Source organism: Mucilaginibacter sp. P4_A11, from assembly GCF_056402535.1.
This window is the reverse complement of the sequence record NZ_JBFUHE010000012.1, coordinates 132,951-159,907: the sequence shown is the minus strand read 5'-3', so window position 1 is coordinate 159,907 and position 26,957 is coordinate 132,951. Positions and strand designations below refer to the sequence as shown.

Genomic DNA, 26,957 nt, shown 5'->3' with positions numbered 1-26,957 from the left:
TTGATTAATATCCAAAGTGTGTAAGTAATGTGCTGCCCACGCCGGTAAGCACTATATTGGCAATAGCCAAGGGTATTAATATTTTCCATCCCAGATCCATCAACTGGTCATAACGGAAACGCGGGATTGTCCAGCGTACCCACATGAAAAAGAAGATGGAGAAGAATATCTTACCAAATAATACAACCACACCAATAAGCGGCGCAATGGTAGGGCCTGTATGTGCAGCCACCCAATCCATACCAGGGTAGTTATAACTGCCCCAGTACAGGGTAGCCATTACTGCCGATGAGATGAACATATTAATATACTCGGCAAAAAGGTAAAAACCTAATTTCATTGATGAATACTCGGTATGGTAACCGCCTACAAGCTCGGTTTCGCACTCAGGTAAATCGAATGGAGAGCGGTTGGTTTCGGCAAAAGCACAAACGATGAACAGCAAAAAGCCAAGTGGCTGCCTCCAAACGTTCCAGGCAAAACCGTGTTGTTGCTCGGCAATTTCTTTAAGGCTTAAAGTACCGGTAAGCATCAGCAGCGCGATGATGGATAAACCCATCGAAATTTCGTAGCTGATATTTTGAGATGCAGCGCGGATAGCGCCTAATAACGAGTATTTATTATTTGATGCCCAGCCCCCAATCATGATGCCATAAACACCTAACGATACTACACCAAAAATATAAAGTACACCTACGTTGATATCGGTAACCTGCAAATCAAAAGTATGACCGCCGATTTGGATAGCTGATCCCCAAGGAATAACAGCCGAACCGATGCAAGCAGTTAATATAGCCAGCGAAGGGCCAACAATGAACAGAAAGCCTGTAGCATTTGTAGGGATGATCTCTTCTTTCAAAAACATTTTACCACCATCGGCAAGGGGTTGTAAAATACCCCATGGACCTGCGCGGTTAGGACCTATCCTATCCTGGAAAAATGCGGCAACTTTACGCTCGGCATAAGTTGAGTACATGGCCACAACCAGGCTGATAGCGAAAATAATTACGATCAGTACGATCCTGAATATTAAATCGGCGGTTTCCATTATAAGCGGGTCTCCCTTTCAAATTGTTCTTTATTGGCTTCCATCAGTGCCGGGTTGGTTTTAACAACCGGCAACGGTGTAAACTCGTAATGGTTAGAGCTGATAACAGACTGATTCGATACCTTACGCGGACCCTCAATTACCCAATCAGCAGTTTTCTTTTTATCGAAACGGCAGGTATTGCAGATAAATTCTTCAACTTCGCCATAGACATCTTTCCTGCCGGTTACCCTGATCACATCCTCACCTTTGTACCATAAAGTAACTTTACCACAGCATTTATCGCAATCGCGGTGTGCTTCAACCGGTTTGGTGAACCATACACGGTTTTTAAAGCGGAAAGTTTTATCAGTTAAAGCACCTACCGGGCAAACGTCAATCACGTTACCTGAAAAATCGTTATCAACAGCTTTGCTGATATAAGTAGAAATTTCAGAATGATCGCCCCTGTTCAGGATACCGTGTAAACGGGTATTAGTGATCTGATCGGCAGTGAACACACAACGGTAGCAAAGGATGCAACGGGTCATGTGCAGCTGGATCTTATCGCCGATATCAATTTTTTCAAATGTGCGACGGTCAAACTCGTAGCGGGTTTTAGCGGCACCATGTTCAAAACCAAGATCCTGCAGATGGCATTCGCCGGCCTGATCACACACAGGGCAATCAAGCGGGTGATTGATCAGCAGCATTTCTACCACACCTTTACGGGCTTCAACAACCTCGGGCGAAGTAATATTTTGCACCTCCATCCCATCCATAACACCGGTACGGCATGAAGCCACCAGCTTAGGCATAGGGCGCGGATCTTTTTCAGATCCTTTGGTAACCTTAACCAAACAGGTACGGCATTTACCGCCACTACCTGCCAGTTTAGAGTAATAGCACATAGCAGGCGGAACAATATCGCCCCCTATTTGCCTCGCGGCATTCAGGATGCTTGTTCCGGGTTCTACATCAACGGTTATTCCGTCTATTGTTACTTTCATTGACATTTAATAATAACGTCGTTTGTTAATTTCTAAAATCTCTGTTTTCAAACCAAGGCTTAAAAACTGCCGTCATTGTGAACCAGCTTTGCAAACACGCCCTGTATAGTCCGCGATGCTTCGTGCCTCGCAATGACGCTTTATTATTTACGCAGTCTCCACAACTTTCAACGGATCAGCATAATGTGCCAAACCGTAGTTTCTTGAAGTTGCTTCGCTTGCGTTAGTTACGTGCCATTCAAACTCATCCCTGAAATGGCGGATAGCGCTGGCCACGGGCCACGCTGCCGCGTCACCCAGCGGACAAATGGTATTTCCTTCTATTTTCTTTGATACATCAACCAGCAGGTCCATGTCGCTCATTTTTCCATGACCATATTCCAGGCGATGCAATACTTTTTCCATCCAGCCGGTACCCTCACGGCAAGGCGAACATTGTCCGCAGCTTTCATGATGATAAAAACGGGCGAAGTTCCAGGTATTACGTACAATACAGGCATCTTCATCATAAGCGATGAAACCGCCCGAACCCAACATAGTACCGCTTACGAAGCCACCATCTGATAATGACTCATAGCTCATCAAACGGGCTTCGTTATTGATAGTTTTCAGGATCAGGTTAGCCGGCAAAATCGGCACTGATGAACCACCGGCAACAACAGCTTTTAAGCGTTTGCCATTGGCGATACCACCGCAATACTCATCCGAATAAATAAATTCTTCAACAGGTAAACCGAGATCAATTTCATAAACACCCGGTTTTTTCAGGTTACCACCAGCCGAGATCAGCTTAGTGCCTGTACTACGACCTATACCTAATTTAGCATACTCGTCGCCACCTTCGTTAATGATAGGTACAACAGCAGCAATTGATTCAACGTTGTTAACTACAGTAGGGCAGCCATACAAACCGGCAATAGCGGGGAACGGCGGTTTAATACGCGGATTACCACGTTTACCTTCCAATGATTCTAACAGTGCAGTTTCTTCACCGCAGATGTAAGCACCGCCACCAGGTTGAACATAAAGTTCAAGATCATAACCGCTACCCAATATATTTTTTCCTAAGAAACCTTTTGCTTTTGCTTCGGCAATGGCCCTTTCCAGGATCCTTACCTGTGGCATCATCTCACCACGCAGGTAGATGTATGATGTATTAGCACCAAGCGCGAAGCTTGACACGATCATTCCCTCAATTAATAAGTGAGGGATATAGGTCATCAGATAACGGTCTTTAAAAGTTCCCGGCTCCGATTCGTCACCATTGCAAACCAGGTAACGTGCTACGCCTTCAGGTTTAGCCAAAAAGCTCCACTTCATACCTGTAGGGAAACCCGCACCACCACGGCCGCGCAGACCTGATTTTTTAACCTCTTCAACAATTGCCTCGGGCGACATGGTTTTTAATGCTTTTTCAACAGAAGCATAGCCACCTTTTGAGCGGTAAACATCAAATGTATTGATGCCGGGTACGTTTATATGTTCTAAAAGTAGTTTCCGTCCCATAATTTAATTCTTAGCTTTCGCTTTTAAATCGCTGATCAATTTATCTACCGATTCATTGGTCAGGTTTTCATAAAAAGTATATTCAGGGCCAATCTGTAATACCGGTCCAAAACCACAGGCAGCAAGGCACTCCACCCCTCTCCAGCTAAATAAGCCGTCGGGAGTAACTTCACCTTCTTTTACACCAAGGGTTTCCTCAATATGATCCATGATCTTTTCGGCACCTACCAGGCAGCAACCGCTTGTACGGCAAACTTCCAGTACGTACTTGCCTTGCGGGCGTAAAAAGTACATGGTATAAAATGTAGCAACCTCATACACCTCAATAGGTAATATGCTCAAATATTCAGCAACCTTATCCATTGCAGGCGCGCTTACCCAACCAAATTCAGCCTGTACCAGGTGAAGGATTGGCAGTAAGCCCGATTTTTGTTTTCCCTGCGGATAACGGCTAACTATTTCATCAAATTTGCTGATCAGTACCGGCGAAAATTCTACCGGCTCCTGAGCTTCGTCAACTCTAAGCATCTAACTCTCCGGCTATAACGTTTAAACTACTCATGTTAATAATAGCATCTGATAATAACATACCACGGCTCATTGGCGCATACATCTGGTAATTGATGAAGCTTGGCCTGCGGAAATGCAAACGATACGGTGAACGGCCACCATCATTAACCAGATAAAAACCCAGTTCGCCGTTAGCACCCTCAACCGAATGATAAACTTCGGTGGTTGGGGTTGGAATTTCGCCCATCACAATTTTGAAGTGATAGATCAAAGCTTCCATGTTATTATATACTTCCTCTTTCGGAGGCAGGTAAAACTCAGGTACATCGGCATGGAAAATGTCGCCAGGCTCTTTATCAAGTTTAACAAGCGCCTGCTCAATGATCCTTAAGCTTTGCCACATTTCTTCATTACGAACTAAAAAGCGACTGTAAACATCTCCATTGTCGCCAACAGGTACTTCAAATTCAAAGTCTTCATATGACGAGTATGGGTTCATAGCCCTTACATCATAATCAACGCCTGTAGCACGCAAGATTGGGCCGGTCCAGCTGTAACCTAATGCAGTTTCTGCGCTCACAGCGGCAACACCTCTTGTACGGTCAACAAAGATGCGGTTACGGTTAAACAGGCTTTCAAACTCTTTAAGCGTTTTAGGGAAGTTCTTTAAAAATGCACGCAGCTTGTCAAAAGCGCGACTATTAAAGTTACGTTCAAACCCACCTATTCGGCCAATATTGGTTGTAAGGCGTGAGCCGCAAACCTCTTCGTATATTTCATAAATAGCCTCACGCTGCTCCATCATGTAAAGGAAGCCTGTAAAAGCACCGGTATCTACACCCAATACACCATTACAAACAATGTGATCGGCAATACGGGCAAGCTCCATTACAATTACACGCAGGTAGTCTACCCGTTTTGGCGTTTGGATATTTAAAAGCTTTTCAACCGTCATGTGCCAGCCCATGTTATTGATGGGCGACGAGCAGTAGTTTAAGCGGTCGGTAAGTGGGGTGATCTGATAAAATGGCCTGTGTTCAGCAATTTTTTCAAATGCGCGGTGGATATAACCAATGGTTGATACACCGCTAACGATACGCTCACCATCAAGCTGGAGCACATTTTGAAACACGCCATGGGTTGCAGGGTGCGTTGGGCCCAGGTTTAGGGTTGAGAGCTCGCTTTGCGGATCGTTATCTGTGTATACAGGATGATTTTGCATCAGTATTGTTATTAGAGTCAAGAACCAGGAAGTGTAGAATCAAGATAATGACTTGTTCTCGCTTCTTAATTCTCAATTTCTTGATTCTATATTATGTTATCTTCCGAAATAGAAATCTTTCTTATCAACACGATTAGGGTCTTCCAAAGGAAACTCCTTACGCATTGGGAAAGCGGTCATATCGTCGACATTTAAAATACGGCGCAAATCCGGGTGGCCGTCAAAAATAACTCCAAAAAAGTCATAAGTTTCACGTTCCATCCAGTTAGCACCATCCCAAAGTACAGTAGCAGTTGGGATGTGTACATCAGCATCGGCCAGGAATACTTTGATCCTGATGCGGGTGTTGGTAGTAAGGCTATGCAGGTGGTAAATAACACCTATAGTTTTTTCCTGTTCAGGATAATGAATACCTGTAATATCTGTCAGGAAGGTAAATTTCAGCGCAGGATCAGTTTTCAGGAAAGCAAGCAGATCAATGATTGTCTCACGGCCTGTTTCAACGGTAAGCAATTCAAATGGCTCGCCAATAACGGTTACCAGGGCATCAAATTTATCGCTTATAGCTTTAATAAGCTGTTCATTAGGTATCTTAGCCATTATTGGATTCCGTATTTAGCTAACAATTCCTGGTATTTAGGCTCGTTCCTGCGGCGCAGGGATTCCGTTTTTACCAGTTCCTGAATATTAATAAAACCATCAATAATAGCCTCTGGCCTTGGCGGGCATCCTGGTACATAAACGTCAACCGGGATAACTTCGTCAATACCTTGCAAAACAGAGTAAGTATCAAATATACCACCGCTTGATGCGCACGCGCCAACAGCCATTACCCAACGGGGCTCGGCCATTTGCAGGTATACCTGGCGCAGCACAGGAGCCATCTTCTTGGCTATAGTACCCATAACCATTAACAAATCGGCCTGGCGTGGTGAAAAGCTTAAACGCTCGGCACCAAAACGCGAAAGATCATAGTGAGATGCCATGGTGGCCATAAACTCAATACCGCAACATGAAGTAGCAAACGGCAAAGGCCATAATGAATTTGAGCGTGCTATACCTATTACTTTATCAAGCGAGGTAGCAAAAAACCCGGCGCCTTCAACTCCGGCAGGGGCATCAACTAATTGAATATCACTCATTGAACTAAATTGATAGAAAAACCACCATCCACTAAATATGGATAATGGGAGCAAATTTACAATAATAACGATGTAAAATGTACACTATAGGCGTACAGGGGTTATATTTAGAATCAATCTAAATTTAATCCCAATCTAAAGCGCCCTTTTTAATTACGTAGATAAAACCCAGCAAAAGTGTAGCCATGAAAATGAACATTTCAATAAGGCCGGTAGTACCTAAAGCCTTAAAATTTACCGCCCATGGGTACATGAAAATCACTTCCACATCAAACAGCACAAACAAAATGGCAACAAGGAAATATTTAATAGAGATTGGTGTACGGGCATTACCCACCACCTCGATACCCGACTCAAATGGGGTCAGCTTATCTTTTGTTTTTCTTTTAGGCCCAATTTTATGTGTTACAAACATTGTTGTTACCACAAACCCTAAAGCCACCAACATTTGAAATATGATGGGTAAATAATTAACCGGTAAACTTTGTGCTTCCATGCTGCAAATATACTAATGCCTTAATAATAAAAAAGTGCGATTTATAAGGTTATTAATCATTTCTGCAATTCATTACCAATCTTGATAACTAAAATTGGCTCATTAAATCATTTTTGCAAATCCCATAAATAAAAAAGGCCTCTTTTTCAAGAGGCCTCCTTATATCAATTAAAGTTAATGTTATTTGCTTTTACCGGCTCCGCCTTTGCGTTGGAAGAAAGCTACCGCCTGTTTATTGGTCGGGTCATTTTCTCTCGCTTTAGTAAAGTTTTCAGTGGCTTTAGCATCGTCTTTTTCCTTAAACTCATAATAAGTGCCTAAGTAAACATAAGCGTTTGCAAGGCTCTTTTTAGTTTTGTCGTCCGGTGCTCCTTTAGTGGTCACAAGTTCGATGTATTTTTCATAAAATGGTTTTGCATAACCGTTAATGTTGTTACGATCTTTTTCTTTCATATCGTTAACATATGCACGGTAAAGGTAACCATCGGCAGTTGTTGGGCTTTTTTGATTTACATAGCTAAATGCTGAATCGGCCCTTACAAGCAATGAATCGGCATTTGGTTTCTTTTCATCATAACCAAAATAGTAGCTGATACCTTCGTAAAAATAGTCGGTCAATTTCACGTTGCGGCCAGCTTTCAAAGTAACCTGACGGTAAGCATCACCTGCCTGCTCGTATTTTTTCTGGTGATACAATGCTTTAGCAATTTCGCCGTAAACGTCGGTCTGGGTACTGTCAAGCTCCAATGCTTTTTTCAGGGTGTTGATACCAACTGAATCCTGACCTGAAGCCATCTGTAAACGCCCCTCGTATAAATAATCACGGGGGATGATACGTTTTGGATCAGCTTTTTGGAACCAGGTATTGATCGCAGTTAAACCTGCAGGGTAATCTTTATTTTCGTAAGCAGCATAAGCTAAATAACGATAAACCCTTGCATTAGAACTTGCTGATTTTGAAAGGTCCATTGCAACCTGTTGCAAAGTTTTATAATCACCTGCCAGGATCAGGAAGTCGGCATAACGCATTTGCGATTCTACTGACTGGTCGGTTAAGCTCAGGTATTGCTTGTAATGATCAACAGCTTCTTTAATCTTAGCTGAAGCCATTTTAGGATCAGTTAACGACCAACGCAAGTCAGTTTCCGCCCATTCGCGATAAGCAGGACCGTAGTTAGCATTGATAGCCAGCGCGTCTTTAAATTGCTGCTCAGAACCATCAAAGTTATTAGCAAACTTATACAACACACCGGTTGCAACTTTAGCGGCCGGGTTTTTAGGATCAAGCGTTGAGGCGTCAGAATAGTTTGAATATGCTTCATTACTTTTCAACACTGAACGATAAGCATCGCCTAAAGCGATGAGCAAATCAACATCTTTCGCGTTAACAGCTTTCCCTTTCGTAAGCACTGCAATCGCGGCGTCCGCATCAGCGGGTGTAACCTTTTTATCGGCAGATGTAGGCAGTAAATAAGATAAACCTACAAAAGTATAAGGTTTTGCATCCTTACCAGCCAAAGAAACAGCCTGGTTAAAATTAGTTGTAGCACCAGAGTTATCCTTATCTAAACGGGCAACAGCACCTAAACCGGCATAATTTAACGCAGATTTCGGATTTGCAGCAATCCCTTTATTGAAAACGACTTTCGCCGAATCAGAATAGTCCTGTTTAATGTACACCCAGCCCAAATAAAAGAAGTTTTCATCTTTGGTTGGTTGAGTTGTAGTAAGCGTTTTGAGCATCGACTCTGCTTTCTGATATTGTTCGGCGTCAATAGCTTTTTTGGCGTCGGCAAGACTTTGCGCAAAAACTGATGATGAACCTAAAAATACCAGTCCTAATGAAGCCTTAGCTATTTTACTGATCATTTTCATCTTTATTTAGTTATAGTTTACTTTTTAAAATTATCTCTCTTGTAGGAATGGAATCAGGCAACAAGCCCGATTTCAATATTATCCGCTGCCCCACATCACTTGCCAAGAAGGTAACAAAACCGGCGGCTAAACCTACCTTGCTCGAACAATTAATCATATATAATCCCCTGCTTAAAGGGTACTGTTTTAAGACAAGCGATTCTTGCGAAGGTTTAAAATACTCATTGGGATACTGCTTATTTCCCTCATCCTTAACCCCTACTACTTTCACTTTGTCAACATAATCCGCATAGGCTTTTGCAGGGTTATTAAGCCAGCTGAAACCTATAATCCCCATCGCATCCGGATGCTCACTTACATATTTAATAACTTCGATATTCGATTTAAGCGCGTAAATGTTTTTTTGTTTAAATTCTTTGTTTCCAGAGAAGTTCTTCAAATACCTTACCAAACTTGAATTTGGGTTATCAAAAACTATAGTTTTATTTCCGGCGCCTTCGCCGTTAAGCTCTTTTTTTAATTGAGCAACAGTAATAGCTGTATCGATTGACGTTTTATTAACTATCAATGTAATTGCATCAACCGCAAAAGGTACTACTTCAACACTCAACGAACGGCGGGTTATTATATTACGCTCCGCTGTATCCAGATCACGTGACAGTATAGCAACCCTTACGCTGTCATTTAACAACATATTTACAGCTTGGTTTTCTGTTTTATAAACAAATACCGGGTCGGCGTTGGGATACCGGCTTCTGTAAACATACTCTTCCTGTGCTACAATAGGCGAAAACGACTCATCGGCCACAAAAGTTGACCTCCCTGCATTGAAGCTATCGGTTGGTACAGATTTTACTTGTTTCTGCTTGCAAGCCTGTAAACCGGCTATCGAAACAACTAAAATCAATACATATACAACCTGTAATTTAATCTTCATACTGATCTTTCTTAAACAATCTTGAAAACCTTAAAATCGCGTAGCCAATTATAAACGCACCGAAAAGTAAACGTTGGTAATGTTGCAGCTGCAACGGGAGCGCATCCCAAAACATGATCATGAGACCTAAAACCAGGAAGCAAATAAATGCAGCAGTTCCTAAAATAAGCAAAAACCGCCTTTTGGGCGATTTTTGCTCTTTATTGTAATTAAATGGCATTCTTTATTCTTCAGATGCTAAAGTAAAGCTGATTGGAACACTGTACTGTACACGAACCGGACGACCGTTTTGTATACCTGGTTTCCATTTTGGTGAATTTTTCAATACACGAACTGCTTCTTCGTCGCAACCGCTGCCAATGCCCCTTACAACCTTAATGTCGGTTAAAGAACCATCTTTTTCCACAACGAAAGTACAAATTACACGTCCTTGTGTATTGTTTTCACGTGCTACAGCCGGATACCTGATGTTTTTGCTCAAGTAAGCTCCAAATTTCTCTAAACCGCCGGCAAATTCAGGAACCTGCTCAACCGAAGTAAAAATCTGGTTAGGATCAGCTTCAACAACTTGTTTAACGTCAGAGTTACCTACCGGCTCATCAATTCTGATGTCGGCGTTAGGATCACCTTTTTGGTCTTTCTGACCCGGATCTGCAACAGCAAGTTCTTTTACTGTTGGCGGATCTTTCTCCTTAACCTCGTTATCTGGTTTTACAACCGGAGGAGGGAAACGTACCTGATCAACCTTTGGTTTTGGTGGTTCAGGTGGCGGCGGAGGTGGTTTCTTGGTTTGGTCAACCGGTGGCGGAGGCAACAGAACTACGTCTGTTATCTTCACCTTTTGGTCCTTCTCTGGGATAAGACCTTTGATCTTGTTGATGATAGTTGGTAAAGCAACAATAAATACAAATACTACAACGCCTATAATTATTGACTTGCTTGTATTTTTTGAATTGTCCTTTCTCAGCTCGTAAGCGCCATAGGCCTTATTACGGCTACTAAAAACAACGTCGATCCATTCCTGCTTTAGTATGTCTAATTTTGATCCTAACATCTGTTAAGGCTTTAATGGAAATTAATAACGTTATTAAATACTATTTATTATCGTTGTACAAGCCGTCTTTCTTCAACAGGTCTATCTCCGGCTGCGATATATCAACGATACCGTAAGCCTGGATATTGGCTATGTTAATTTCGTCAAGCGTACTCACCATATTTTTATATTTTGATTTGTCGCTTGGCTTAATCACCACAAACATAAATTTGCCTGTTTTCTGCTGTACTTCTTTACTTTTTTCAATTAACGTTTTACGTAGTCCTTCCGGACCGAAATTGTCAATTGTTGGTGCTGACTTTCCTGGTTCGCCAATATACCACTCCAATTTATCGTCGCTGCCCAATAAAATGGTCATTGAACGTGAAGCGGCAATATCCATCTGATCCTTGGTGTGCTCATCCTTATCTGGCATGGCCAAATCCATCGCTTTTGATTTCGCAAGCGTAGTGGTCATAATGAAGAAGGTGATTAACAAGAAAGCCAAATCCACCATCGCGGTTAAATCTACACGGGTTGATGCCTTTTTACTGCGAACCTTCCCACCTTTGTGTTTGCCTCCCCCGGAGGTATCTAATTCTGCCATGATTTCTTATTTTTTATTGCTACCAAGGTCTGTTATTAAACTAAATTTGTTAACTTTTTGCTTTTGCAAAATACCGATAACATCCTTAATAACCGGATACTCTTCTTTGCTGTCGCCTTTAATAGCTAAACGCAATTCTTTATTGTGTAAAGCTTTGGTAGCTATGCGGGCCTGACGGATCCAGTTGGTTAATTCGGCCGAAACAGAATCTCTTGGAATACCAGGTTGCGCGTATTTCTTTTGCTGATCAGCTGATAAAGCGATAAATTGCTTTAACTGGTTCATAGGTACACCAAATGAGGTGATGGTTGAAAACCTGGTTTGCTCTTCGGGCGTGAATGTCATTTTGTAGATGTCACCCATTTGATTTAACATAGCCTTACGAATATCAACACCTTCAACTCCAAAAAAAGCTTTTTGGGCGCCTACTGATACTGTAGCAAAATCAGATTCCGGTACCGGCTGCTGGATTGAAGATTTTGGTATATCAATAGGTACCGGGTCTTCGGTTTTTACTTTTGCGGTCATGATGAAGAAAGTAAGCAACAGGAACGCCACGTCGCACATGGCTGTCATGTCAATTGCTGTACTCTTCCTTGGAACTTTTATCCTTGCCATATCAATTATTTCCTCTTAAAAATATTATAGTGTGTAGTATTAATTACTTGCCTCTTACTATTGGTGCATTGAGGCATCAAGCACTAAATATTTTTATTTGTTTTTGTGTGACGAAGCAAATGTTTGAACGATGCTGAAACCAGTTTCGTCGATAGCGTAAGTCAATTTATCAATTTTTGATGTAAATACGTTGTACATGATAATTGAAACAGCTGAAGTACCGATACCAAATGCAGTGTTGATCAATGCTTCAGAGATGTGAGCAGAAAGTTCAACCTGGTTAGGTACACCTGCAGTTGCTAATGAACCGAAGGCCTTGATCATACCCACAACCGTACCTAATAGACCGGTTAACGTACCGATAGATACCAATGTAGCAATGATAGTTAAGTTTTGCTCAAGCATAGGCATTTCTAAAGCAGTAGCTTCTTCGATGTCTTTTTGGATAGCTAAAGTTTTTTGATCAACGTCAAGGTTTGGTTCAGCTTCCATTTCACCATATTTTTTCAATGCTGATTTGATAACGTTAGCAACAGAACCTTTCTGTTTGTCGCACTCAGCAGCAGCACCTTGGATGTTACCTGCATTTAAAAGAGCCTGAATTTTCCTTACAAATGAATCAACGCTGCCAGTACCAGAAGCTTTTCCGATAACAATGAAGCGCTCAATAGAGAATACGATAACCATTAATAAGAAGCCCATGATCACCGGTACGATAACACCGCCTTTGTGAATAGTTCCGGCAAGATCTGCTGGATAACCATTTTCCACGTCACCACCTTTGAAATGGCTTGGATCACCTAAAATAAATATGAAGATACAAGTTGTAACAATAAGACAGATCGGGATAGCTAAAGAAGCAAACATGCCAGATGCACTTGAGCTTTCTTTCTTAACAGGAGTAGTTGGTTTTGTTGGTGCGTTTGCCATTACTTTTGAAATTTTAGTTTTTGTTTTTGTTTATTTTATAAGTTAGTTAAAATGCACTGTTTGTTGGGAATAACAAAAATAGAATTTTATTGAATTAAAAAAACCATTTATGTTATTCTTTACAATTTTTTAATACAGAATATCATTCTGCGTATTGTTGGTGAATATAAACGCAACAATACAATTTTATTGTGTGTTACCAACACAATTATTTGCAATGAAAACCATTTTTTTTAAAAATAGCAAGTGATAACATATAAAATTTGTGTTACCAAGCTAAAATAGACCATTTTTTTTAAAAGTTTATAAAAAAGGCCCGCGCCATTTAACTATGATGCAAGGTTTGTAACACATAGTTGTACACTTTGTTTAAATTATACTTTTCAAATAATTCCGTTAAACTACGGTTTATAATTGTTTATTTAAGATTATCCACCGGCTTTTTTAGCTTTATACCCGTCTGTTTGCAACAACACCAGTATTTTATCCCTGAAATCGCCCTGGATCAGCACCTCTCCATCCTTAACCGAGCCTCCAACGCCGCATTTGGATTTTAATTTTTTTCCTACTGCTTCCAGATCGGCATCAGTACCAATAAAACCGGTGATACGGGTAACCAGCTTGCTGCCGCCTTTACGGTCAAGATATATTTTAAGGTTTTGCTGTTGTGGCGGTAAGGTTTCGGCCCCTCCCCCACCGTTTTCCTGGTATTCAAAGTCCGGATCGGTTGAGTAAACTACGCCTGTAAAATTTTTCTTAGCCATATTGATCAGTTTTTAAATGATGGGCCAACTATAACTTTTAATGAATTTGGCAATATTGTAATATCTACACCTGTACCTGCCATCTGTGGCTCACCATCCAAATGAATAGGGCCGCTGCGTTCTCTTTTTATCAGGATCTGCTTTCCGCGGATAATTTCAACGTATTTTGAGCCCTCGGTTGCTTTGATAAGCATGCGCACGCTCATCTCCGGAAACCTCCACAATGGAAAAGGCTTTATTACGCAAACATCCAGCAAACCATCCTGCAGGCTTGCCTTGGGCGATATATGCACATTATTACCATATTGTGAAGAGTTGGCTATACTGAGCATAAATGCTTTGTAGTCATATTTCTTGCCGTCAATATCAAGGTGATAGTTTTGCGGCTGATAGCCAACCACCTCTTTTATTGATGATTTTATGTAGCTGATAAAACCACGCTTTTTACCGTGCGAAAAGATCTCGCTGATGTGGGCATCAAAACCCATACCCGCCATGTTAAAAAAAGGCTGTCCGTTAACCCTGGCCGAATCAATAATTTCAGTACGACCGGAGGCAAGGTTTTTAATAGCACTTTTAGTATCCATAGGGATACCCAAAAACCTCGAAAGCCCGTTACCCGAACCAAAGGGTACTATTCCAAGCGATGTATCAGTGCCAACAATGGCCGAGGCCACTTCATTAACTGTGCCGTCGCCTCCAACAGCCACCACTGTATCAAATTTGCCAACAGCCTCGGCCGCTATCACCCGCGCATGCGACACGCCATCGCTAAAAGCTATAACAGGTTCCATTACACCGGCATCAACAGTATCTTTAATCAGTTCAGGCACCCCGTCCTTCTTCTTCCCGCCCGAAATTGGGTTTATTATAAATAACGCTTTCCGTTTCAACTATATATATTATTTCAATCGTCAAAAGTAAATGTATTTTCGGCTTTGTGAAATTTGTTTTATTTTTACCGGCCGAATGTGGACTGATTTAATGTTTCTATATATTAGGGACCGGATTGCAACCACGTAAAAAAGTGCTAAAACCATGCTTCTTTTTACCGCTCAATCCGTTTTAAAGCCATCCCGCTCGATTTTCACTTTGCTTATTTAAACTTTATGTCATATTTATTTACTTCAGAGTCCGTATCAGAAGGGCACCCGGATAAAGTAGCTGATCAAATCTCCGACGCGTTGATTGATCATTTTTTGGCATTTGATGCCGAATCGAAAGTTGCCTGCGAAACGCTGGTAACCACAGGCCAGGTTATTTTAGCCGGCGAAGTAAAATCAAAAGCCTATCTGGATGTACAGAAGATCGCCCGCGAGGTGATCAACAAGATCGGGTACACCAAAGGCGAATATATGTTTGACGGCAGCTCATGTGGTGTGCTATCGGCCATCCACGAGCAATCGCCAGATATTAACCAGGGAGTTGACCGCACTGCCAAAGAAGAGCAGGGCGCCGGCGACCAGGGCATGATGTTTGGTTACGCTACCGTTGAAACCGACAACTATATGCCGCTTGCACTTGATATTGCTCACGCTTTGTTAGTAGAACTTGCAGCCATCCGCCGCGAAAATAACGAGATCAAATATCTTCGCCCGGATGCAAAATCGCAGGTTACTTTGGAGTATAGCGATGACAACAAGCCGCAGCGTATTGACGCCATTGTTATATCAACCCAGCATGACGACTTTGACGAAGAGCAAACCATGCTAGCCAAGATCAAGACTGATATCATCAGCATCCTGATCCCCCGTGTTAAAGCTAAATACCCTAAATACGCTCACTTCTTTAATGACGATATTAAGTATCACATTAACCCAACCGGTAAATTTGTTATCGGCGGGCCACATGGCGATACAGGCTTAACCGGCCGCAAAATTATTGTGGATACTTATGGCGGTAAAGGTGCTCATGGCGGCGGTGCCTTCTCAGGTAAAGACCCCTCAAAGGTTGACCGCTCTGCTGCTTATGCTACCCGCCACATTGCTAAAAACCTGGTAGCTGCCGGTTTGTGCGATGAAGTGCTTGTACAGGTATCATACGCTATAGGCGTGGCGCAGCCAATGGGCATCTACGTGAATACTTATGGTACCGCTAAAATTGACCTGCACGATGGTGAAATAGCTAAAAAAGTAGAAGGCATTTTTAACATGACCCCGTACGCCATTGAAACCCGCTTTAAACTGCGCAACCCTATTTACAGCGAAACCGCAGCTTACGGACATTTCGGCAGACCTAATGAAATAATCACCAAAACTTTTATAGGGCACGATGGCAGCAAACTTGAGCGCGAAGTTGAATTGTTTACCTGGGAAAAGCTTGATTACGTTGACAAGGTTAAAGCAGCCTTCGGATTGTAATTTAGTTATACCTATTATATAATATACGCAATAGCGATGGGGTTACCTGTCGCTATTGTTGTTTAAGTACGCTCTCTCGTACAAAGTAAGCGTACATTAGTAATAACAAAATCATTGGCCCGCTCAGTTGCCGCGGGGGCTGTTACTTTACCTTAGATGCAAAGTAACCAAACATCAAGTCAGCAGGGAGGCTTTTTTGCCGCACAGCCCGTCCCGATGCCCATCGCGGAGCCTTTGCCCTGCAAACCGGCCAGAACCACGGGCTGCAATTATTTTGCGCCTGCTGCGCCCGCTCAAGCCGCTGCTTCTGCAAAAACTTGCTATGCCCTTTCCTACCCACAAACCCACCATCGTTCTGCCCGGTTTCGCCCAAAGCTTTCCTGCTGACAAAACAACACCATTTGACTCAATTCCCACTTTCCTTATTAAATTATAAATACATACATTTATAACCCAAAATCCCCCGAACCTAATTAATGCCCGCTAATACCCTGAACGCCGTAACCGCTATTATTTATTTTGCCGTGTCAGTTATGATAACAGCATGGTTCATTGAACAAAAATTCGGCTATGCGGTTACACCCGATGCCATTTTACTATCCAACATTGTGGCTGCCTTTAAATGGGTAGTGATGGCCATTGCAGCGCTGGTTTTACTTAAAGAGAACAAATGGGTATTTATCAGGCGAATGGCCTTTGCCTGCCTGGCCGGCAGCTGCGCCATGTTTTCTACTTACGCGTTTAGATTTTTACCTGTCAACAGCTGGCAGCAATTTACCTATGCCATGGCTTTTGCCCTGCTGGTGATGACCCTATTTTTTTTTAAGGCAGTTACAAATACCCGGCTATCGCTAAAATGGTTTGCGGTGTGGATGGTCTTCATGGTCATTAGTGTGATACTGCAGGTTAAAGTGGTGTTCAATTTGCACCCCTCGCTTGTAACAAATGAGGTGTCCCTTTTTTTTGATTCCCGAAAAAAAAGGGAAATTTCCTTACCTGGCCTTTTTTTAAAAAACGCAAGTGTCCCATTTTTTGAGAGCCGGAACGCGGAACATCTATTTCATGAAACACGTTAAAAATCAACAGTTTAACATTTTCATTGAAACATAGTTAACAATTTAATTATCAACTACTAAACCTTTTTGGAGTAAATTGTACGATTTTTTAAAACGACGATCAGACCGCGTTTTTCGCCGCATATTTTTCACATTTTTTTGTTGTTTTTTGAAGATTTTTATTGGAGCCTACAATTTTAGCAGCAGGTACTGACAAAACAGCGCCACCAATATTGCAAAAATCTACAGGTAAATTTGAACCTCGCCCAACCCTCTCCTTCGGAGAGGGCTTATGAAAATTCTTCCGGGGGGAGAGGTTTGCTAAGTCAATAGTACTAAGCCGGAATTCATAAGCTTGTTTTTCCGTTTCTATACCCGGCACTTATGGTTTTAGACTAAGCGTCAATTTATCAATAACATAATACCATGATTAAAAAAGATGGAAGACCACTGGTTGTGGAAATGATCCGCACCGATGTGCGCGACGCGGCGCGCAGGGATGCCAAAAGAGGGATCCGCCCCAGGGTTTACGATCCTGATGCTATCCCACCCGATCCCTTTATTATTCACCAGGCCAGCGCGTGGATGGAGATGGAGCGGGAAAACCAAACCCCGCGCATGCTGTTTGGCGAGTTTTGGCTTGAAGGTGAGCTGTGCATCCTGTTTGCCGATACCAACATGGGCAAAAGCCTGCTGGCTGTGCAACTGGGCGACAGCATTGCCCGCGGCGAGGCCATTACTCCTTTTAAAATGGATGCCGAACCCAACCCGGTGCTGTATATTGATTTTGAGCTGAGCGGCAAACAGTTTGAACAACGTTACACCGACGGCATCAGCACCCATACCTTTCACGAAAATTTTTACCGGGGAGAATTTAACCAGATGACCGGTCTGCCGCATGACTTTAAAACTTTTGATGAATTTATTACCCACGGGCTTAGTCGCGCTATTAAGCGTACCGACGCCAGGGTACTCATTATTGATAATATTACCTGCCTGCGCAACGGCACCGAGCGCAGTAGCCAGGCCCTCTCGCTCATGAAACAGCTTAAGCTACTTAAAACCCGGCATGGCCTCAGCATCCTGGTGCTTGCCCATACCCCCAAGCGCAACCCTGCCCTGCCCATTACCCGTAACGACCTGCAAGGCAGCAAAATGCTGATCAACTTTTGCGACAGCGCCTTCGCTATGGCCGAAAGCCAGACGCTGCCGGGCTACCGCTACCTTAAACAGGTAAAACAACGCAGCACCGCCGAAATGTACGGCAGCCATAACGTATGCCTCGGCAGACTGGAAAGGCAACACGGCTTTTTAAAATTTGCATTTTCCCATGCCGATAACGAGGTTAAACACCTCCTCCGCTACAGCCAGATGGAACGTCAGCGCCGGGCAGCAGATGTACTCTCGCTCCACAAACAGGGCTTGAGCCAAAGGCAGATTGCGGGCAGATTGGAGATGAGTTTATCGGCGGTGAACAGGGTGCTGGGGGTTGTGGGCGGATAGAGATACATCTTATAAAGTCTTTTAAAGTCTTTTAAACTCAAGAATACGCCAGCGCTTTTCATGCGCTGAATATTCGCGCCAGTGGGGGAACTTCCGTCAAAGTTTTTATCTTTGGTACTGCGGCTTGCAAAAAATCAAGCCCGTTTATTTAGCCGGTGCCAACACCGGTTTTTATATTTAATTTAAAACCAATATGCCTAATCACACTACAAAAAAATTAGTCTTTATTATTTCTCTTTTGTCCGTATTTGGATGTTCAAACAAAACCAATAAGAGCCCCCGCATAATGCGTATTGAAAAAAGCATCAATGAGAATGCTATGGGCGTGGATATTGGCTACGAACCCGGAATATTAGACACTGTAATTATTATCAAAAGCTCAAGGGCGATTTCTGATTTAGAAAAGGAGGCGGAGGTGCCGTTATCCACAGATTGGCCAAAAGCTATAAGACTCTATACCGAAGAATCTGAAAAAGCAAGAACAGAAAACAATACCGATCAATTTCACGCGATGAAATGGGAGGCGGCAAGGATACAGGCTTTAAGCCATTCAAAGCCTGGAGATATCAACCTTTCTGTGTATAAATACACCTACCGGATAACTAATCTACTTAATCCCAAAGCAGATAAAACCACTGTGACCAACTATTACTTTTTTAACCATTTAGATAGCCTCTCAGGGCAGTTTGACGAGGATAAAATGAAGGAGTTAAAAAAGGATTTTATAAAGTCTGATACGGAGCCTTACCACATGGGATTGATGGAGTTGGAAACAGGAGTTGCCAATTAATAAATTCATTGCACATTCACTACAAGGTAGTGGTAACCTTGCGGTAGCGAAAAAAAACGCTGTCGCAAGGCTACCGCTACCTTAAACAGGTAAAACAACGCAGCACTGCCGAACTATACGGTAGCCTTAAAGTATGCCCCGGCCGGCTGGAAAGGCAAAACGGCTATTTAAAATTTGTATTTTCCCATACCGATAACGAGGTTAAACACCTGCGCCGCTACAGCCAGATCGAGTGCCAGCGCCGGGCGGCAGATGTACTTTCGCTCCATAAACAGGGTTTGAGCCAAAGGCAGATTGCCGGTGGGCTGGAGATGTTTAAGTTTAAAATCAGATCCGTGCTTATCATCAACTACTATAACATCTTTTACTGCATTAAAACTTAGAGATCACGATCAGGTTACCGTCGCTGCTCCCGCAAGCAAATTTGATACTCAGCATCTTTACCACAAGGCACAGCCTTGCGGTAGCAAAAAAATCGAAACGCTGCCCCCCTACTCCCGCAAGCAAATTCAACACTTAGCATATTTACCACAAGGCACAGCCTTGCGGTAGCAAAAAAATCGAAACGCTGCCGCAAGGCTGTGCCTTGTGGCCCGCATGCAAGGTATAAACCATGCATCTGCGTCATATAAAATATAAGTCGTGCATCTACATTAAGTAGTTATTACATCAACCAGACCTTTTGTATCCGCGTAATCACGTGCGCTGCTGTGCAAATACTCATAATCGTTTTCTACAAAACCGGCAACCACTGGGTTATTATGAATATAATCTATCTTTTGTTGAATTACGGTATTACTCCAAAGCTCGATAGGTTTATTATGTTGCTGCCAAAACTGGTTGCCGGGATTATTGCTGTTCTTAAGTCCCGCTTTTTTAAATGCATTCAACATCCACTCCTGTCGGCTTTCCTGGTTATTTTCGTTAATAAGTCTGATAAGTTGTTTCGATGTTTGTGATTTAAAATCTCTCAATAAGTCTTCAGGTTTTTGAACCGTCGATCTGAACACTAAGTGAACGTGACTTGGCATTATGCAATAGGCATAAATTTCCATTCCCTTATTTACAACACAATAATTTAAATTTTTAACCAAACAATCAAAGTATTCCAATCGCACAAAAACATCTATCCAAAATACTGTGGCGAAACTCACAAAATAAAGACCTTCAGCATTATGGAACTTATAATTACGGCTCATGATTTAAAAATACATTTTTCCCGTGCTAATTCAAGACTCAGCATATTTGCCACAAGGCACAGCCTTGCGGTAGCAAAGGAAGAAAAAGATGTCCGCACGGGCACATTAGGAACTAAATGTACACCATAATACAAGAGAGTTATGAAAAAGCTGGCGCTATTATTTTTCTTAACCGTTTTAAGTTCCGTTGCTACAAAGGCACAAGGCCGAACGAAAATTTACGGGGGCAAACATTACGACCAGTTCCCAGGCTGCTTTGTTAGCTGGTAATTGTTATTCTTCAACATTTTTTGCCTCTTCCTTCTTCTTGTTCTTTTCTTCGTTTTTCTTTTTTTCCTCCTCTTTAGCTATTTGGGCGTTCCGTTCAAAGTAATATTCGTCAAGAATGTCCTCCATATCGCCCTTGCGATATTCTTTATTTTTTATTTTTTCTACCAGTGCCGGCTTATCGCGCACCATATCACTCATAACTGCAATAAAATGTTGGCGGTCGAGCTCGGTAACGTTGTCCGGATCCGGGCCATAGTAATAAGTTCTGTTAAGATTGGAGTAAAACATGGGGACTGGGCCACCAAAGCCTCCCGCAGTTTGGTTATTACGCAAGCGTACATATAGCTTGGTTGGCTTATCAATAAGCACCAACAAAATAGGAAAAAGCTCAAGGTCTTTATTATGCGATACCACGAAGCTATCTATCCCTATTACAAAAGCCCGAAACTGCGCAGTTTTAATCTTTTGCTTATCGCCATTAGCGGTAACACGATACAGGAAATCATCCCCAGCGCCTTTGAAAAGACTACGATCAGGGACATTCCACTTAATAAAGCCGGTTATTTTGTTGTTTTGCAGATCGTAATAGCTGCCAGGATTCCAGTGGTTAAGAACGTAGTTTTGCTGAGCGCCTGCATTCATAAAGGCAGCACACAGTAACAGGAGGGTAAAAAATTTGCGCATAAAGCTCAGGTGTTGTTAGTATTTAAGCCGTGAAAATATTACAAATTACCAAAAGCAGCAAATAACGATGTTACCTGATTTTTCAATCAGCAAAATCCTATCCTTAAAACAATTAACCCCCCAGCCGGCGCACGCCCGTGTCCCTCATGCTGATTTACACGCCATGCATCGTCAAAGACGTATCAACTCAGGGTATGCGCGATACGCATGTACCAGCGCCAGGTATAATGCCCACCAGGTAGCTATCCCCTAATCTTTTTCAATATCAAACTGTTTTTTCAGATAATCCAGCAGCTTAATGGCATCGTTCTTCACCCTCAGGTTGTCGGCAAGCAGCTCCTGGGTATTGATCCTGATCAATATCATATCAGCACTTAGCTGGTCGATATCATCCTTCGATAAGTTGCGGGGTTCGGGATTGGCCTGCGGATGTTTTTTAAAAGCGGCATCCAGCGAAGCGCCCGTAAAATGCTTAAGTAAAAACGGATCGATGAAACTTCGTTGGTATTGCAGGGTAATATCCTGAACAGTATGCCTCAACTCAACATGCTTTTCGTATTCTGAAATGTAGCTTATTATTTTCGAGTTGGAAAACTGCTTTAAATGGAGTTCATATTTGATGGCATTAATTGCCCCCTCCGATTGATGAAAGGGCCACATACTATGTGATGCAACTACAAGCTTTTGGATATGCCCGATCGCCTCCTTTTTAAACGGCTGTTGCAACAAACTAACCAGCGTGTCGTTAGCTTTGCTTATTTTCAGCTCCTCCCGGTAAATTTCGTTTAATTGGGTTGTATCGGCCTTAATATCCTGAGCAAGCTGTATGGTAAGTTCTGTTACGTGTTCGCTATTGGTTATGCTCTCCCTTATATTTTCGGCAATAAAGCCCATCATTACCGCTACAAATATCATAAAGCCTTCAAGCAGGTATTCTTTCCAGGGCTTATGCTTATGCTCCAACTGGGGATGGTGATGTACTTCCATTTCGTTCTGTATTGAAGGATGTTCTGGATTTGAGGGAGAGGCTAAAGCTGCTGTTTGAGGGCTTTGGATGCTTTGAGGAACGGCGGCAGGCACTGCGGTATTACCTGGCTTTTTCCGGGCTACAGCTTTGGTGCTTTTAGGCCGGCTTATATTGGTTGCCTCACCGGCATTTTGACGGTTATTTTTAGCCATATATCCAAAGCTAACTATTTTACTATCCCCTTCACAAATAGTATTTACAAAATCGATTATTATATATTTTCATTGCCGCTGTTGTCACCACAAGCAATCCAAGCAAAAAAGGCTAATCATCTCTGATCAGCCTTTTCACATAATTACCCCGTTTAACCTATTGCATTTAACATTCGTTTTCATTTGTACTGTGCGCAACAAAAAAACCGCATAATGCACTTGCGCTTAATGCTATTAATAACGTAATCATAGTGTTTAATTTTAGGGTGAATAATTAATTAATACTATAATTAGTACGGATAAAACATACTTTAGTTTTATCAAATAGCCATTTTTAGACATCGAAAAAGCACTTTTACAAATATTATTTCTTTCAGGTTAAAAAATTAAGAGTATTATTAGTGATTCCCCCAAACAAACAACAAAATCTAAATCACTTCACACTTATTTGTGCAATAAACTATAGTGTATTCAAGGCTTTATAAAGCTCCGTTGCGTTTGCAACCGTATTATGCATATTATCCAGCTTCATTACCTTCTGTAAAAATTCCTGGATCTTAGCTTTATTCACTTTTAAAACATTGCCGTGCATATTTTGCAACACAACCACCGTATTAAAAATACCATTGGCGTTGCCCATGTTTTGTGATGCATAGTCAATCAAGGGCGGTACAATGCTCGCGGTTTTATACCAGTTTACCATAATATCATTGGCGCTGTTTGTTCGGGTTGAGCTATTATCAGAAAACAAGCCAGCCACCAGTTTAACCTGCGTACTGTCATATGCTGTTTGATATTTCTTGGTATTTGCCGGGTCAGAAGCGATCGCGGTTTTTAAAAGTTCAGGGGCATCATTGGGTAATACCTGGGTGATCACTTTGGCTGCATAAACGCGCTTTTGCGGATCGGGGTTATTCACCATGATATCCAGCAGTGGGGTAACAAATTTATAGGTCTCCAGACGCTGGTTTTGTATGGATAATTGCATTTGTTGCTGATACTGCTGATTGGCAAGCACATCATGATCGCGGGATTGCTCCATATCCTGCTTTTTAATGGCCTGCGAAAACCAATAACCCGACGCGGTGATGGCCAGCGGCAAAAAGATAGATGAAAAAAACTTGAGCCAAAAATCCTTTTTCTTATCCTCGGCCGAAGTTTCTTTGAGTTTGGCGAGCTCTTTCTTCAAATCGTCTATTTCTGTTGTTAACTGTTCTGAGGTCATAGGTAAGGTTTATTTAGAACTAAGAAAACCGGATATAAATATAACTCATTAATTAATAACAAGGTACATTTAATTAACCCTATACCCGCATCCCGCCGTGGCAGGTATGTCTCCACAGGCACTATGTATCCCCGCCTGTTGTTCATCATCTTGTTACAAAGCCGTACTTCAAAACATGTTATCTTTGCGATACCCGGGTTAACCATTATAACAAAAACATTCGTCGCAAAACCAGGCTATGGCATATAGAAAAAACATCAAACTCATACGTTCATCATTAAGCATGATGATGATGGTGATTTTCCTGGTGCTTGGCTATTGCCCGGTAAGAAATGCCTTATGCTCGTTTACAAATCATCACGGCCAAACCAAAGAACAAAAAGCACCGCGCGATATAAAGGCTATTGTTGAGGATGCATGTAACGCGTACAACAGTGGCGATAAAGTTATCCCTTACCAGGAAGCTACCTCAAAAACAACGGTTTCCTTGCTCCTGGCAGTTGCTGTGGCGGTTGTATTTTTTGCCTGCATCAATTTGTTTAAAAACGTTACCGTTTTATACGCTAACCGTGCCCCCCGTGGTTTAAACTCCATTCCGCTTTACCTTGTAAACAAGGCATTGCTAATCTGACAGGCTTTACTCTACTTTTAATGCTTATTAACCTGCAAGCGTTTTACTGCGGTTTTAAATAAGCTTGTATTATTTGTCCTCCGGGGAAATTCGTATCACATTCTTTTTGCTAATCATTTGGTTTGTTGGGTTATTGCTCCTGCTGCCCGCAGCGGTATATAAACACAGCTAACCTGATTGATTACCATGTACCATTTATTTTTTCGATCATGATAAACAACATTTTTTCAATAGCCGGCAAAAACTATGGGCAACCGGCCCCCCTATTTTTACGCATGGCAATTGGCTTTGGCTTTATGGCCCACGGCTGGGCAAAATTGAGTAAAGGGCCCGAAGCATTCGGAAACTTGCTGGCCCAGCTCCATGTACCTTTTCCGCATGTTATGGCATGGGTTTCAACGCTAACAGAACTTATTGGCGGCCTGGCTATTTTTATTGGGCTGTTTGTTAGCATAACGGCTGTTCCACTTATCGGTATTATGCTTGTTGCTATGTTTGGCATTCAAATTCAATATGGCTTCAGCTCGGTAAAAACCATTGGCTTAACACCCCACGGACCAATTTTCGGCCCACCGGGTTATGAGATCAACTTATTGTACATCGCCGGGCTTGTAGCATTGCTCATTTCAGGAGGCGGTGTATTTTCTGTAGACTCCCTGCTGGCGACAAAACGCGGCATAGTTAAACGTAGTTTTTAACAATTGGCAGCCAACTATTGATCATCACGGGCACTTTTGCACCAATGATCAATAGTTTTAAACAAACAAAATGGACTTTATTTTTCTTTACATTTTTATCATAAGCTTTATTGCCACACTTGTGCGGTCAACCTTTGGTTTCGGCGAATCGCTGGTAGCTGTGCCATTATTAAGCGTATTTATCCCTATCGGGGTAGCCGTTCCGCTCTCGGTACTTATTTCCGTTTTGGTTGCGTTGGTAGTTGTGATACAGGACCACAGCAAGATTCAGTTAAACAGTGCAAAATGGCTCATCCTTTTCGCTATACCGGGTATTCCTATCGGTTTACTGATATTGATATACGGTAACCAGTTATGGGTAAAAACCGGGCTGGGCGCTTTGATAATCCTTTACTCGTTATATGCCATGTTTGGTAAAAACACTTTCAGGCTCGATACCGACAACAAGTTATGGCTGTTTATCTGCGGCTTTCTTTCGGGCGTTTTGGGAGGCGCGTATGGCGTTAACGGACCGCCGCTGGTTGTTTATGGCAACATGCGCAAATGGACCGCCAAAGATTTCAGGGCAACGCTTCAGGGTTATTTTTTGCCGGCGAGCCTAATTGGGTTAACCGGTTATATTTTTAAAGGGCTTATTACCGCCGAGGTATTAAAATATTTTGCGATATCGCTACCGGCAGTGTTCCCGGCAATTTTTTTGGGCCGGTACCTTAACCATAAACTTAACAACGCATCGTTTTTCAAGTACGTATACTGGGGGTTACTGCTCATTGGGATCTTTTTAATTGTGTTTTGCATCTTCAACATAAAAACCTGATGTACAAGCCATCAGCAAAAACCCTATCTTTAAAATAATTAAAAATATACCTGAAACCTATCTGCCTGTTATGGAACCTATTGCACAAGCTCAAACTATTGATCAAATTATTGAACAACTGGAAGCCATTATTGCCGATGCTATAAAAACCGATAGCCGGGCAGGGTATTTTGCGGCCTTGTACCATAAGGTTACCTGCAAGGTAAGGGAAGGCATCCGGAACTGTGAGTTTGAAAACCCCGCGAGAATGGAACAGCTTGATGTGATCTTTGCCAACAGGTATATCACGGCCTATCGTTGCTGGCAGCAAAAACAGCCCTGCTCCCATTCTTGGGAGCTTGCTTTCGACATTTTCAATAAACCGTCGAGATTGGTATTGCAGCACCTGCTCATTGGTATGAACGCGCATATCAATCTTGATCTGGGTGTTGCCGTGGTAGAAGTGGCCCGCAACCTTAACCAGCCGCTAACCGAAGTTCATAATGATTTTAATGCCATAAACACCATACTTTCGGCGCTTACATATGAAGTGATCAGCGAGCTGAACCAGATCTCACCCCTGCTGTCGCTGGCAGGTCTGCACGCGCAAAATAATTCAATCCTGATCCAGTTTGCCCTCGGCAATGCCCGCGACGGCGCCTGGTGTTTTGCCGAAGATCTGTTTACCCGTACCGGGGACGCTTATCCTAAACAGATAGCCAGCAGGGATAATGATATTAATAAATTGGGGTTAGGGATTGTTAACCCGGTTGGGATGCTGCGTTTTACTGTATGGGTAATTCACCTGTTTGAAAAGCGGGACCCATCCAAAATAACGGAGATCCTAAGCACTTATAAAAAGACTTATCTGAAGGTGAATTAGCAACAGA

General features: G+C 42.4%; 30 protein-coding genes. 8 read left to right on the top strand and 22 right to left on the bottom strand.

The annotated features are described in order from the left end of the window. Nucleotides 1-4: 4 nt before the first annotated feature. The 17 genes from nuoH to AC1DUD_RS21900 form a co-directional block, all read right to left on the bottom strand. Nucleotides 5-1,048, bottom strand: a complete 1,044-nt coding sequence (gene nuoH / locus AC1DUD_RS21980) for an NADH-quinone oxidoreductase subunit NuoH (protein WP_477378361.1) — start codon at nucleotides 1,046-1,048, stop codon at nucleotides 5-7. Next, nucleotides 1,048-2,037, bottom strand: coding sequence for an NADH-quinone oxidoreductase subunit G (locus AC1DUD_RS21975; RefSeq protein ID WP_477378359.1), 990 nt, complete (start codon nucleotides 2,035-2,037; stop codon nucleotides 1,048-1,050). The genes nuoH and AC1DUD_RS21975 overlap by 1 nt, the downstream gene beginning before the upstream one ends. Before the next feature lie 147 nt (nucleotides 2,038-2,184). Then, a complete protein-coding gene (nuoF, locus tag AC1DUD_RS21970; RefSeq protein WP_477378357.1) occupies nucleotides 2,185-3,543 on the bottom strand; it encodes an NADH-quinone oxidoreductase subunit NuoF in 1,359 nt (452 codons plus the stop codon). Between the two features lie 3 nt (nucleotides 3,544-3,546). Then, the gene (locus AC1DUD_RS21965; protein WP_121224146.1) at nucleotides 3,547-4,071 is read right to left on the bottom strand and encodes an NADH-quinone oxidoreductase subunit NuoE family protein; all 525 of its coding nucleotides are present in this window, start codon (nucleotides 4,069-4,071) and stop codon (nucleotides 3,547-3,549) included. After that, nucleotides 4,064-5,275, bottom strand: a complete 1,212-nt coding sequence (locus tag AC1DUD_RS21960; protein ID WP_477378354.1) for an NADH-quinone oxidoreductase subunit D — start codon at nucleotides 5,273-5,275, stop codon at nucleotides 4,064-4,066. Before AC1DUD_RS21960 ends, AC1DUD_RS21965 begins: the two co-directional genes overlap by 8 nt. 96 nt (nucleotides 5,276-5,371) lie before the next feature. Next, nucleotides 5,372-5,875 (bottom strand): NADH-quinone oxidoreductase subunit C, encoded by a 504-nt coding sequence (locus tag AC1DUD_RS21955; RefSeq protein WP_477378352.1) that lies wholly within the window; start codon nucleotides 5,873-5,875, stop codon nucleotides 5,372-5,374. After that, on the bottom strand, nucleotides 5,875-6,417 hold the full coding sequence (locus AC1DUD_RS21950) for an NADH-quinone oxidoreductase subunit B (protein ID WP_477378350.1): 543 nt from the start codon (nucleotides 6,415-6,417) through the stop codon (nucleotides 5,875-5,877). The genes AC1DUD_RS21955 and AC1DUD_RS21950 overlap by 1 nt, the downstream gene beginning before the upstream one ends. 124 nt (nucleotides 6,418-6,541) lie before the next feature. Beyond that, nucleotides 6,542-6,913 (bottom strand): NADH-quinone oxidoreductase subunit A, encoded by a 372-nt coding sequence (locus tag AC1DUD_RS21945; protein ID WP_091217156.1) that lies wholly within the window; start codon nucleotides 6,911-6,913, stop codon nucleotides 6,542-6,544. Between the two features lie 180 nt (nucleotides 6,914-7,093). Further along, complete coding sequence (locus tag AC1DUD_RS21940) at nucleotides 7,094-8,782, bottom strand: tetratricopeptide repeat protein (RefSeq protein WP_477378347.1); 1,689 nt, start codon at nucleotides 8,780-8,782, stop codon at nucleotides 7,094-7,096. Between the two features lie 16 nt (nucleotides 8,783-8,798). Then, a complete protein-coding gene (locus AC1DUD_RS21935; protein WP_477378345.1) occupies nucleotides 8,799-9,725 on the bottom strand; it encodes a PstS family phosphate ABC transporter substrate-binding protein in 927 nt (308 codons plus the stop codon). After that, nucleotides 9,715-9,945 carry a hypothetical protein gene (locus tag AC1DUD_RS21930; protein WP_477378343.1) on the bottom strand — a complete coding sequence of 77 codons (231 nt, stop codon included), beginning with the start codon at nucleotides 9,943-9,945 and terminating at the stop codon, nucleotides 9,715-9,717. The genes AC1DUD_RS21935 and AC1DUD_RS21930 overlap by 11 nt, the downstream gene beginning before the upstream one ends. A gap of 3 nt (nucleotides 9,946-9,948) precedes the next feature. Then, nucleotides 9,949-10,779 (bottom strand): energy transducer TonB, encoded by an 831-nt coding sequence (locus AC1DUD_RS21925; protein WP_477378341.1) that lies wholly within the window; start codon nucleotides 10,777-10,779, stop codon nucleotides 9,949-9,951. Between the two features lie 40 nt (nucleotides 10,780-10,819). Beyond that, on the bottom strand, nucleotides 10,820-11,365 hold the full coding sequence (locus AC1DUD_RS21920) for an ExbD/TolR family protein (protein WP_477378339.1): 546 nt from the start codon (nucleotides 11,363-11,365) through the stop codon (nucleotides 10,820-10,822). Nucleotides 11,366-11,371: 6 nt separating this feature from the next. Next, nucleotides 11,372-11,983 carry an ExbD/TolR family protein gene (locus AC1DUD_RS21915; RefSeq protein ID WP_477378337.1) on the bottom strand — a complete coding sequence of 204 codons (612 nt, stop codon included), beginning with the start codon at nucleotides 11,981-11,983 and terminating at the stop codon, nucleotides 11,372-11,374. 93 nt (nucleotides 11,984-12,076) lie between these two features. Next, nucleotides 12,077-12,913: a MotA/TolQ/ExbB proton channel family protein gene (locus tag AC1DUD_RS21910; protein ID WP_477378335.1), complete on the bottom strand. Its 837-nt coding sequence runs from the start codon at nucleotides 12,911-12,913 to the stop codon at nucleotides 12,077-12,079. 428 nt (nucleotides 12,914-13,341) lie between these two features. Then, nucleotides 13,342-13,677: a translation initiation factor gene (locus AC1DUD_RS21905; RefSeq protein WP_477378333.1), complete on the bottom strand. Its 336-nt coding sequence runs from the start codon at nucleotides 13,675-13,677 to the stop codon at nucleotides 13,342-13,344. 5 nt (nucleotides 13,678-13,682) lie between these two features. Continuing rightward, the gene (locus AC1DUD_RS21900; protein ID WP_477378331.1) at nucleotides 13,683-14,570 is read right to left on the bottom strand and encodes a diacylglycerol/lipid kinase family protein; all 888 of its coding nucleotides are present in this window, start codon (nucleotides 14,568-14,570) and stop codon (nucleotides 13,683-13,685) included. A 216-nt stretch (nucleotides 14,571-14,786) separates the two neighbouring features. Between AC1DUD_RS21900 and metK the strand changes: the two genes are divergently transcribed. Together metK and AC1DUD_RS21890 are read left to right on the top strand one after the other, a co-directional pair. Continuing rightward, entirely contained in the window at nucleotides 14,787-16,037 is a 1,251-nt protein-coding gene (gene metK, locus AC1DUD_RS21895) for a methionine adenosyltransferase (protein WP_477378329.1), read from the top strand. A 476-nt stretch (nucleotides 16,038-16,513) separates the two neighbouring features. Continuing rightward, nucleotides 16,514-17,113: a hypothetical protein gene (locus AC1DUD_RS21890; RefSeq protein WP_477378327.1), complete on the top strand. Its 600-nt coding sequence runs from the start codon at nucleotides 16,514-16,516 to the stop codon at nucleotides 17,111-17,113. Between the two features lie 100 nt (nucleotides 17,114-17,213). Here AC1DUD_RS21890 and AC1DUD_RS21885 read toward each other — a convergent pair whose 3' ends face one another. Beyond that, nucleotides 17,214-17,474, bottom strand: coding sequence for a hypothetical protein (locus tag AC1DUD_RS21885; RefSeq protein ID WP_477378325.1), 261 nt, complete (start codon nucleotides 17,472-17,474; stop codon nucleotides 17,214-17,216). A 44-nt stretch (nucleotides 17,475-17,518) separates the two neighbouring features. On the opposite strand from AC1DUD_RS21885, the gene AC1DUD_RS21880 reads away from it, so the two are divergent. Together AC1DUD_RS21880 and AC1DUD_RS21875 are read left to right on the top strand one after the other, a co-directional pair. Then, nucleotides 17,519-18,595: an AAA family ATPase gene (locus AC1DUD_RS21880; protein WP_477378323.1), complete on the top strand. Its 1,077-nt coding sequence runs from the start codon at nucleotides 17,519-17,521 to the stop codon at nucleotides 18,593-18,595. Nucleotides 18,596-18,881: 286 nt separating this feature from the next. After that, nucleotides 18,882-19,385 (top strand): hypothetical protein, encoded by a 504-nt coding sequence (locus AC1DUD_RS21875; RefSeq protein WP_477378321.1) that lies wholly within the window; start codon nucleotides 18,882-18,884, stop codon nucleotides 19,383-19,385. 653 nt (nucleotides 19,386-20,038) lie between these two features. On the opposite strand, the gene AC1DUD_RS21870 is transcribed toward AC1DUD_RS21875, so the two are convergent. The 4 genes from AC1DUD_RS21870 to AC1DUD_RS21855 all read right to left on the bottom strand — a co-directional run bounded on the left by AC1DUD_RS21870 (nucleotide 20,039) and on the right by AC1DUD_RS21855 (nucleotide 23,942). Then, the gene (locus tag AC1DUD_RS21870; RefSeq protein ID WP_477378319.1) at nucleotides 20,039-20,584 is read right to left on the bottom strand and encodes an REP-associated tyrosine transposase; all 546 of its coding nucleotides are present in this window, start codon (nucleotides 20,582-20,584) and stop codon (nucleotides 20,039-20,041) included. Nucleotides 20,585-20,857: 273 nt separating this feature from the next. Then, nucleotides 20,858-21,538: a hypothetical protein gene (locus AC1DUD_RS21865; RefSeq protein ID WP_477378317.1), complete on the bottom strand. Its 681-nt coding sequence runs from the start codon at nucleotides 21,536-21,538 to the stop codon at nucleotides 20,858-20,860. A 249-nt stretch (nucleotides 21,539-21,787) separates the two neighbouring features. Further along, nucleotides 21,788-22,717, bottom strand: a complete 930-nt coding sequence (locus AC1DUD_RS21860) for a BAR domain-containing protein (protein WP_477378315.1) — start codon at nucleotides 22,715-22,717, stop codon at nucleotides 21,788-21,790. A gap of 460 nt (nucleotides 22,718-23,177) precedes the next feature. Further along, entirely contained in the window at nucleotides 23,178-23,942 is a 765-nt protein-coding gene (locus tag AC1DUD_RS21855; RefSeq protein ID WP_477378313.1) for a hypothetical protein, read from the bottom strand. A 238-nt stretch (nucleotides 23,943-24,180) separates the two neighbouring features. On the opposite strand from AC1DUD_RS21855, the gene AC1DUD_RS21850 reads away from it, so the two are divergent. From AC1DUD_RS21850 to AC1DUD_RS21835, 4 genes are all read left to right on the top strand, one after another. Then, nucleotides 24,181-24,573 carry a hypothetical protein gene (locus AC1DUD_RS21850; RefSeq protein WP_477378311.1) on the top strand — a complete coding sequence of 131 codons (393 nt, stop codon included), beginning with the start codon at nucleotides 24,181-24,183 and terminating at the stop codon, nucleotides 24,571-24,573. A gap of 209 nt (nucleotides 24,574-24,782) precedes the next feature. Next, a complete protein-coding gene (locus AC1DUD_RS21845) occupies nucleotides 24,783-25,271 on the top strand; it encodes a DoxX family protein (protein WP_477378309.1) in 489 nt (162 codons plus the stop codon). Nucleotides 25,272-25,341: 70 nt separating this feature from the next. Then, nucleotides 25,342-26,088, top strand: coding sequence for a sulfite exporter TauE/SafE family protein (locus tag AC1DUD_RS21840; RefSeq protein ID WP_477378307.1), 747 nt, complete (start codon nucleotides 25,342-25,344; stop codon nucleotides 26,086-26,088). Between the two features lie 70 nt (nucleotides 26,089-26,158). Further along, nucleotides 26,159-26,950 (top strand): DUF5995 family protein, encoded by a 792-nt coding sequence (locus AC1DUD_RS21835; RefSeq protein WP_477378305.1) that lies wholly within the window; start codon nucleotides 26,159-26,161, stop codon nucleotides 26,948-26,950. The last annotated feature ends 7 nt before the right edge of the window (nucleotides 26,951-26,957 follow it).

Bases quoted from the DNA above. Each gene is read 5' to 3' on its own strand.
- AC1DUD_RS21835 (WP_477378305.1), top strand. From the start codon at position 26,159: ATGGAACCTATTGCACAAGCTCAAACTATTGATCAAATTATTGAACAA.
- nuoH (WP_477378361.1), bottom strand. From the start codon at position 1,048: ATGGAAACCGCCGATTTAATATTCAGGATCGTACTGATCGTAATTATT.
- AC1DUD_RS21920 (WP_477378339.1), bottom strand. From the start codon at position 11,365: ATGGCAGAATTAGATACCTCCGGGGGAGGCAAACACAAAGGTGGGAAG.
- AC1DUD_RS21905 (WP_477378333.1), bottom strand. From the start codon at position 13,677: ATGGCTAAGAAAAATTTTACAGGCGTAGTTTACTCAACCGATCCGGAC.
- AC1DUD_RS21890 (WP_477378327.1), top strand. From the start codon at position 16,514: ATGCCCGCTAATACCCTGAACGCCGTAACCGCTATTATTTATTTTGCC.
- AC1DUD_RS21940 (WP_477378347.1), bottom strand. From the start codon at position 8,782: ATGATCAGTAAAATAGCTAAGGCTTCATTAGGACTGGTATTTTTAGGT.
- AC1DUD_RS21845 (WP_477378309.1), top strand. From the start codon at position 24,783: ATGATAAACAACATTTTTTCAATAGCCGGCAAAAACTATGGGCAACCG.
- metK (WP_477378329.1), top strand. From the start codon at position 14,787: ATGTCATATTTATTTACTTCAGAGTCCGTATCAGAAGGGCACCCGGAT.
- AC1DUD_RS21950 (WP_477378350.1), bottom strand. From the start codon at position 6,417: ATGAGTGATATTCAATTAGTTGATGCCCCTGCCGGAGTTGAAGGCGCC.
- AC1DUD_RS21930 (WP_477378343.1), bottom strand. From the start codon at position 9,945: ATGCCATTTAATTACAATAAAGAGCAAAAATCGCCCAAAAGGCGGTTT.
- AC1DUD_RS21850 (WP_477378311.1), top strand. From the start codon at position 24,181: ATGGCATATAGAAAAAACATCAAACTCATACGTTCATCATTAAGCATG.
- AC1DUD_RS21955 (WP_477378352.1), bottom strand. From the start codon at position 5,875: ATGGCTAAGATACCTAATGAACAGCTTATTAAAGCTATAAGCGATAAA.
- AC1DUD_RS21880 (WP_477378323.1), top strand. From the start codon at position 17,519: ATGATTAAAAAAGATGGAAGACCACTGGTTGTGGAAATGATCCGCACC.
- nuoF (WP_477378357.1), bottom strand. From the start codon at position 3,543: ATGGGACGGAAACTACTTTTAGAACATATAAACGTACCCGGCATCAAT.
- AC1DUD_RS21865 (WP_477378317.1), bottom strand. From the start codon at position 21,538: ATGCGCAAATTTTTTACCCTCCTGTTACTGTGTGCTGCCTTTATGAAT.
- AC1DUD_RS21910 (WP_477378335.1), bottom strand. From the start codon at position 12,913: ATGGCAAACGCACCAACAAAACCAACTACTCCTGTTAAGAAAGAAAGC.
- AC1DUD_RS21860 (WP_477378315.1), bottom strand. From the start codon at position 22,717: ATGGCTAAAAATAACCGTCAAAATGCCGGTGAGGCAACCAATATAAGC.
- AC1DUD_RS21870 (WP_477378319.1), bottom strand. From the start codon at position 20,584: ATGAGCCGTAATTATAAGTTCCATAATGCTGAAGGTCTTTATTTTGTG.
- AC1DUD_RS21925 (WP_477378341.1), bottom strand. From the start codon at position 10,779: ATGTTAGGATCAAAATTAGACATACTAAAGCAGGAATGGATCGACGTT.
- AC1DUD_RS21875 (WP_477378321.1), top strand. From the start codon at position 18,882: ATGCGTATTGAAAAAAGCATCAATGAGAATGCTATGGGCGTGGATATT.
- AC1DUD_RS21965 (WP_121224146.1), bottom strand. From the start codon at position 4,071: ATGCTTAGAGTTGACGAAGCTCAGGAGCCGGTAGAATTTTCGCCGGTA.
- AC1DUD_RS21915 (WP_477378337.1), bottom strand. From the start codon at position 11,983: ATGGCAAGGATAAAAGTTCCAAGGAAGAGTACAGCAATTGACATGACA.
- AC1DUD_RS21960 (WP_477378354.1), bottom strand. From the start codon at position 5,275: ATGCAAAATCATCCTGTATACACAGATAACGATCCGCAAAGCGAGCTC.
- AC1DUD_RS21935 (WP_477378345.1), bottom strand. From the start codon at position 9,725: ATGAAGATTAAATTACAGGTTGTATATGTATTGATTTTAGTTGTTTCG.
- AC1DUD_RS21855 (WP_477378313.1), bottom strand. From the start codon at position 23,942: ATGACCTCAGAACAGTTAACAACAGAAATAGACGATTTGAAGAAAGAG.
- AC1DUD_RS21945 (WP_091217156.1), bottom strand. From the start codon at position 6,913: ATGGAAGCACAAAGTTTACCGGTTAATTATTTACCCATCATATTTCAA.
- AC1DUD_RS21975 (WP_477378359.1), bottom strand. From the start codon at position 2,037: ATGAAAGTAACAATAGACGGAATAACCGTTGATGTAGAACCCGGAACA.
- AC1DUD_RS21840 (WP_477378307.1), top strand. From the start codon at position 25,342: ATGGACTTTATTTTTCTTTACATTTTTATCATAAGCTTTATTGCCACA.